The following is a 7,096-nucleotide window of genomic DNA, read 5'->3' as shown; positions in this document are numbered from 1 at the left end:
AGTACAAAAAACTGCCGATTACGGACTGGGTGATATAGTCGGTCAGACTCATTTGTCCGTAAGGAGCAAGGATGCGCTGGATTCTGCCCTCATTGACCCAATAGAGCAACAGAAAGGCCGCCACCATCGAAAACATGAAAAACAGATTGTACCATGAGTTCAAGATGGTTTTCAGGCTCTCCAGCACCAGCTTCTGGTCAACGCAGGCAAATACAAGCTCTTTGAAGTAATACAACACCACAGCCAGAGGAAGCGAAACGCAGAGCATCCGGATCCAGAAACGGGCCGAACGCTTCCGCTCGTCGTCCGTTGCAAACCTGAAATACCCCAGACGGCCCAACAGCATGCCCAAAATGAACAAAGAGCAAGTCTGGAATACACGCCCGTAACACCACGCCCAATTCAGGCTCGCCAATTGTCCGGCAACGAAATTCGCCTTGATCATCTCCCAAAACGAGTCCCCGCCCAACTGAGGATAAACGTCACCCAAAGAATAAATCATCTGTTCGGGAGCATAAGACGGATCAGACAGCCCCATAAAAACTTTTATCCAGTCCAAAGGCTGGAGCATGAGAATTATGGCCAGCACAAGCAGGCTTCTGTTTGTCCAATGGCGGACAGGCACGAGGATGAAGCCCAATATTGCATACAGCACCAATATCTCTCCGGGGAAAAACAGCGAATTGATGAAGCCGAAGCCCAGCAGCAGAAGCAGCCTCCACATGTAGCGGTTCTTGAAATCTTCGCCCCTCTTTGCCGCACTGTGGCTCTGCAAATAAAAAGTGAAGCCAAACAGCAAAGCAAAGATGGCATACGCCTTTCCGGAGAACGAAAAGAACAGAAAATTCCACAGAGAAGTGTCGAGCGATTTCATGAAAGACGACGGAGCCTCCGGAAAAGAATAATAGTTGAAATGCTCGATATTATGCAAAAGTATTATCCCCATTACGGCAAATCCGCGCAAAGCGTCGACTGCCAGGATGCGTTTTTTTGACTGCGTTTCCATAGTTGACTGAGTAAATATAAAAACAACGGACCTTGAATGCATCTTTCCAGAGAAATACAAGGTCCGTTGTCTGTTTATCTTATGATTTCAAACATATCTGAAACCAACTGCTGTTTTGATCAATAGTTATTTCTTCGCGGCAGAATCATTTGCGGCAGGTGCCGGAGTTGTCGCAGCAGCTCCGTCATTGCTCTGAGGAGCAGCAAAGCCTGCAGGAGCGTTCAAAGGATTAGTGGTCTGTTCTTTCACCGCGCGGTCCATGATTACAGAAGAATTTCCCGTTTGCGACGGAATCACATACGATGCCGCAACGCTCACTACAACCATGAAAACAGCCAGTCCCCACGTCAGCTTTTCAATGAAATCAGTAGTCTTGCGCACACCCATAATCTGGTTTGAAGAGGCAAATGCCGACGAAAGGCCGCCACCCTTAGAATTCTGCACCAATACGACAAAGCACATCAGTACAGCCGCAAGCGCCAATAATACAACTAATAATAAATACATTTTCCTATTTTGATTTAGCGTTAATAATCAATTTTTCCAGAAATCTCATTTGGTCTGCAAAGTAAGTATTTTTTTTTCGATATTTCAAATTTAATTTTTTAATAATTTCCAAAGCTTTGTCATACCGTTGCTGTTTAACATATATTTTAGCCAAGGTTTCGGTGAAATAGCTTTCATCCTCCTCTGTGTCATCCTCTTTTGCGCAAGCATCTCCCGCAAGGGAGTCCTCAGCGGCACATTCTTCCGGCTTCCCGGCAGGCAAATCCGGCAAAAGTTCCTCAGAACCGGCATTTTCTATAAAACGGTCTATAAACTCATGTCCCTGCAAAGGCAATGCGGATCCGCCGTCTTCCTCTCCTTCTTCCAGCAAGACAGACGTATAGTCTACGCTCGACTCAACGGGCAAAGGAAGCAGGCCGTCATCGCCCGCCTGCTCCGCATCCGACAAGAAACGGTTGATCAGATCAAGCGTCCGGTCACCTTCCGCTTCCGATACGCCGGCCGCCTCAGGCAAATGCTTCTTCAGCTCGAAACGCTCTCCCTCAATGAAATAGAACAGTACGCTCAGGTCGGCAACAAACAAAGCTCCCTTTTGCAGCTCTTCCTTAAAGCCGGGATCGCCCAACAAGAACAGATTCTTCAGATAAAGAAGCCTTGCTGTCTGAAAATAAGGAAAAGCATCCAGCAGTTCCTTCAACTGCCTGAGGCTTTCTCCGTCCAACGACTCGGGATGCCTGATCCATTTCTGTATAAGCTGCTGCCACATCATAGTCCGCATCACCAGTTAGCTACGGTTGCATTGAAAATCTGCTCAACGATTTCATCAATCATCTGCGTCACAAGCTCTTCCTGTACGGAAGAGAGCTGCTGGCTGGAGTTGTATTCCCGGCTCGCCGAGAACTGCTGGTCGGTAATATCCTCCGCATGGTTGGAGTTGTTCACGAAACGCACGTTGACAGTCATGCGGAGTTCGGCCATCGTAGAATAGCCGTCAGACCCTACGCCTTTATTATAAGCGTCGTAATTCGTAATTTCTCCCGAGAGCTGCAGGTCACCGTTCTGTCGCACCTGCCGCAGTCTTGTCTGCTGCATATACTTGTCCTGCAAGGCCGTATTGAACATTGACTCCATCGGACCCCACACGAAAGCAGCCGAACGGTTGGGAAAATTATCGAACGAAATGGTCTTTACCTTGTCATAGTTGATGGACGAACCGTTGAATTTATAAGAGATGGTGCACGCCGTCAGCACACAGAGCACGGCAGCCGAAAAGCAGACCACTGTTTTTTTCTTTATTCTGTTAATCAAGCCCATATTCTTTTATCTTTCTATAAAGTGTACGTTCTGATATCTTGAGATCGTTTGCCGCGTTTTTCCTTTTCCCGTGATGCCTTTCAAGAGCCTTGCGGATCATTTCCTTTTCCACCTCGTCAAGCGAAAGATTCTCTTCCACATACTCTTCCGTATCCTGCACCTCAGGCATCATGACCGGAGTCACCTTTACAGCCGGATGAGCCAGCTTCACTTGAGGCGCATCCGCCGGAGTAATGGTGCTGACCGGAGTCACAGAAGGCGCATTCACCACAATCGACGGATCCTGAATGACATTCACTGGCGGATTCTGCAAATAATGCACCGCACTCTGCACCTCCGGAGAAGCTGCGGAAGCCCCTCCGTTACGTTCGGCAAGTATTCCGTGAACCAGCTTCTTCAGTTCCGTCACGTCACGCCGCATATCAAACAGCACTTGATAAAGGATTTCGCGCTCGCTTTCAAACTTCTTCTCACCCGGCTTCATCCCCAACAATGCAGGCAGCTGCGATTCCGGCTGTGCCGGAAGATAATTCTTCAGAATCTCCGCACTGATGTCACGGTTCGTTTCGATGATAGAAATCTGTTCGGTGATATTCTTCAGCTGGCGGATATTGCCCGGCCACGAATATGACACGAGCACACGCTTGGCATCCTCCGTAAGTTGAATGGCCGGCATACGGTATTTCTCGGCAAAGTCTGAAGCGAATTTGCGGAACAGAAGAACAATGTCGTCGGGACGCTCGCGCAAGGGCGGCACTTTAATGGGCACCGTATTCAAACGGTAGTACAGGTCTTCACGGAAACGGCCTTCGGCGATGGCATCGGCAAAATTCACGTTCGTGGCCGCCACGATGCGCACATCGGTTTTCTGCACTTTCGAAGAACCTACCTTTATATATTCGCCGGTTTCAAGCACTCGGAGCAAGCGCGCCTGGGTAGACAACGGAAGCTCTCCCACCTCATCCAGAAAGATTGTACCTCCGTTAGCCTCGGCAAAATAACCGTTCCGGTCGCTGATTGCGCCTGTAAACGCTCCCTTCTCATGGCCGAAAAGTTCCGAATCAATGGTACCTTCAGGAATCGCTCCGCAGTTAACGGCAATGTAAGGCCCGTGCTTCCTGCGGCTGAATTGGTGGATGATTTGCGGAAAACTTTCCTTACCAACACCGCTCTCTCCCGTCACCAATACGGAAAGGTCGGTAGGAGCCACCTGCATGGCTATATCTATCGCGCGGTTCAGTCCCTCGGTATTGCCGATGATGCCGAACCGCAACTTCACGCTCTGTATTTCTGCCTTCACCATAAGTTTCCTCGGATTATATGACAAAATTACAAAAACTTTATATAAACAAGTAATTTTGTCAGAAAAAAGAATATTCTCAGAACACCGTCCGGATCATGAAGCGGATGCCCCACTTGCTTGCCGTAGGCAGTTCATTATAGTTCAGACGGCGGACATACTCCACGTGGAGCAGCTTGAAGATGTTGTGGATTCCTGCGCTGACCTCCACATACGGCTTCTTGGGATCCATCACATAGCTCGACGTATGGAAGTTGCCGGCCGCATCGTAATGGCCGGGGAACATCATCAGGGTCGGGTCGTTCGCATTCTGCGGAAGAAACGGATTGTTCTTGTCCGTAAGCTTGCCCCACAGACACTTCACGCTGATAAATTCGCGCCACTTCAGTTTCTTCAGCAGCGGAATGCGGTTGAAAATCTTTCCCTGCATGTTCCACGACACATCAAGCGAAGCGTAACGGTCGTTCAGGAACTCCATGTTGTTGATCAGGCTGAATGTTTCGTCCTGGATGATGTACGAAAGATTGGCGGCAGGCATGATCAGCAGCGGGAAAGGAACCTTGTTCCACTGGATTCCTCCCTTGAGGGAGGTGTCGATATTTCCCCACGAACTCAGCCACCAGCGTTTGTAGAAGGTGACTTCACTCATATTATAGGTATAGTCGCTTCCCAACACGCCTTTCAGTCCCAGCGTATGCTGGAGTGTGAACACCGGAGCGTCGAGATTGATCGGCAAACGGCGCTGTTTTGTGTTGATGAACGTTTCACCGGGAGCATAGCGGAGAGCAACCGAAGCCTCAGCCACCGAGAAGTCGTGCGTGTTATAAGGCGAACGCACCCATTCGGTACCGCTCAATGCGCCTGAGGCTATGTCCTGCTGCAGCCGGCTCTCGCCTTCCATCGTGCGATAGAACAGCTTTCCGCAAGGTTCCAGATTGGTATGGCGGAGCAGGATGGTGGTCTTCAGTCCGGATTCCCGTTCAAGCTCATACTTGACGCTTGCCGTCCGCTCGTAATTGTACTGGTCGACATCGGTCACCTTCAGCGAAGTGAACACGTTGTCCTTGTCCGTACCCATGAACTTGTCGGTGGGCAGCATGTTGTCGTATGAATACGACAGGGTCAGCGAGTTGATCGGATATTCGCGCGGCAGATACTCTTTCTTGTCAAAGGCATACTCCACCTCTCCCTTGTATTTCGACTTTCTGTCTTTGAATCCGTAGGCATAATATCCTCTGAAGAACCAGTGCGGATTCAGATTGGCGGTGGTCTGCAGAGAGCCTCTCAAGCGCAGCCCGTCGATGTAGTTGCTCGAAATCATCGTGTTGATGGGCCCGATGTCCACTTTGCTGGGACGTCCCTTGACACCGGTTTCCACAAAGTTTTCGATAAAGGCCCTGAGCACGAACATGATGTACTTGAACCCTCTGATCTGGGAAAGATTCTCCACAAAATTGCTCATGTTGTCTTCCGACTTGGTCAGCTGCTCCGGCCGGTAATCCTTCCAGAAGCTCTCGTCCCTCATCATGGCATTGACATCCTTTATCTCATCGCCCTTCTTCTTGAATATCCGGTCGGAAATCTCTTCAAAGCCGAAGTCAGAATACCGCGTGGTCCTGCGCACCTGGAACGAACCCAGAATCTTCCGCAAGTATGACAGCTCGCACAGCATGTCGTCTTCCTTCAGCACCCACTCGCCCGAAGGCAGCGCGCCGAACTTCTGGTCGATGATCATGTTGTCCACAAAGTTGATGTCAGACTTCTTGGGCAGCTTGAGCCGGCACTTATGCACGCGGAAGGTTGAATCCGCAAGGATATACAGCTCGCCCGTAAACCCGAAGTCCTGCGAGTTGTTCGGCACGAACGTCAGCCGGAAGCACTTTTCCTTGTCAACTTCCAGCGTGTCCATGATATAGTACTTGTAGAAATTGATACCCGCATTCGAAATCGGGCTGTCGAAAGGATACTGCAGGAAGCGGAACCGGTCCTGATAGATGTTTATGTCCTGAAACACATCCTTCAGAATCGTCGTAAGGATATCACCCGTATTGAAAAGCTCGTTGATTCCCGACGAGTTCATCCCTTTGATGATTGTCTTTTCGCTGTGCGGCTCCTTGCGGTACACCTTTTCCGACACCGTTTCATCCATCGACAAAGGGAGGATGTTTTTTCCGGTCACATCACAAACCTCAACCTGCTCGCGGAAAAACGGGTACTTCTTGAAGAAGTTCGACTCTTTCAGCGAGTCTGCCGTAATGTCGTTCATCGAGAAGGTAATCTTCTGGTACTTCGTATAATGATAATAGTCGTTCGCTCCCAGATCATACAGTTTCTTTGCCTTGATCACCTTCTTCATCATCTCCACCGCCGGGTTGTTCTTCCGCGAATACTTTTCCTTTTTCGGCTTGACAATCACTTCATCGAGCACAAGGTCGGCTTTCATCTTCACGTTCAGTTTCCTCGTTGAAGAAGTCACCTTCAGCTTCTGCGACGAATAGCCCACCATCGAGAATGTCAGAACTTTCCATTCCGGACGAAGAGCTATCGAATAGTTTCCGTCCGTATCTGTAACGGTACCTACGTTCTTTCCTTCATAATATACGTTCAGGTAAGGCAACGGCTCGCCCGAATCAGCATCAGTCACGACCCCCGTGATTGTCTGAGCCGACAACCTTACAATCGCCACACACAAAGTCACGAACAATGCAAATCTTTTTACCATATTAAAAAACAAGACCTTATCTGTCATTTTACAAATAGCGTGTAAAATTACATAGCAAAAAGGTCTTTCACAAATTTACATGTCCTAAAACAGATATTCTTACCTTTTTTTATGAATAATAGGATAAAAAACCGTACAACGGGCTGCACGGAAAACCCAACCGGAAAACTTCTTTCACGCTGCAAGGCAGACCGAAAGGCAAAGGAAATCCACACACAAGAGCCGGGACAACGCAGCAGACAGCGCA

6 protein-coding genes are annotated in these 7,096 nt (G+C 49.0%); all 6 read right to left on the bottom strand.

The annotated features are described in order from the left end of the window. Positions 1-1,006 (bottom strand): DUF418 domain-containing protein (locus NW212_RS14950; RefSeq protein ID WP_258339411.1); only part of this gene is annotated, 1,006 nt, incomplete at its 3' end. A gap of 126 nt (positions 1,007-1,132) precedes the next feature. Then, positions 1,133-1,513 (bottom strand): preprotein translocase subunit SecG, encoded by a 381-nt coding sequence (gene secG, locus NW212_RS14945; protein ID WP_258339410.1) that lies wholly within the window; start codon positions 1,511-1,513, stop codon positions 1,133-1,135. Between the two features lie 4 nt (positions 1,514-1,517). Next, positions 1,518-2,279, bottom strand: coding sequence for a tetratricopeptide repeat protein (locus tag NW212_RS14940; protein ID WP_258339412.1), 762 nt, complete (start codon positions 2,277-2,279; stop codon positions 1,518-1,520). 11 nt (positions 2,280-2,290) lie between these two features. Then, on the bottom strand, positions 2,291-2,827 hold the full coding sequence (gene lptE / locus NW212_RS14935) for an LptE family protein (protein ID WP_258339409.1): 537 nt from the start codon (positions 2,825-2,827) through the stop codon (positions 2,291-2,293). Beyond that, a complete protein-coding gene (locus NW212_RS14930) occupies positions 2,814-4,130 on the bottom strand; it encodes a sigma-54-dependent Fis family transcriptional regulator (RefSeq protein WP_258339408.1) in 1,317 nt (438 codons plus the stop codon). Before NW212_RS14930 ends, lptE begins: the two co-directional genes overlap by 14 nt. 76 nt (positions 4,131-4,206) lie before the next feature. After that, on the bottom strand, positions 4,207-6,849 hold the full coding sequence (locus NW212_RS14925; protein ID WP_258339407.1) for a DUF5686 and carboxypeptidase-like regulatory domain-containing protein: 2,643 nt from the start codon (positions 6,847-6,849) through the stop codon (positions 4,207-4,209). Positions 6,850-7,096: the final 247 nt, after the last annotated feature.

It is taken from the genome of Bacteroides sp. ET225 (assembly GCF_024733745.1).
GTDB lineage: Bacteria > Bacteroidota > Bacteroidia > Bacteroidales > Bacteroidaceae > Phocaeicola > Phocaeicola excrementipullorum.
This window is presented reverse-complemented; position numbering and strand designations above follow the sequence as displayed.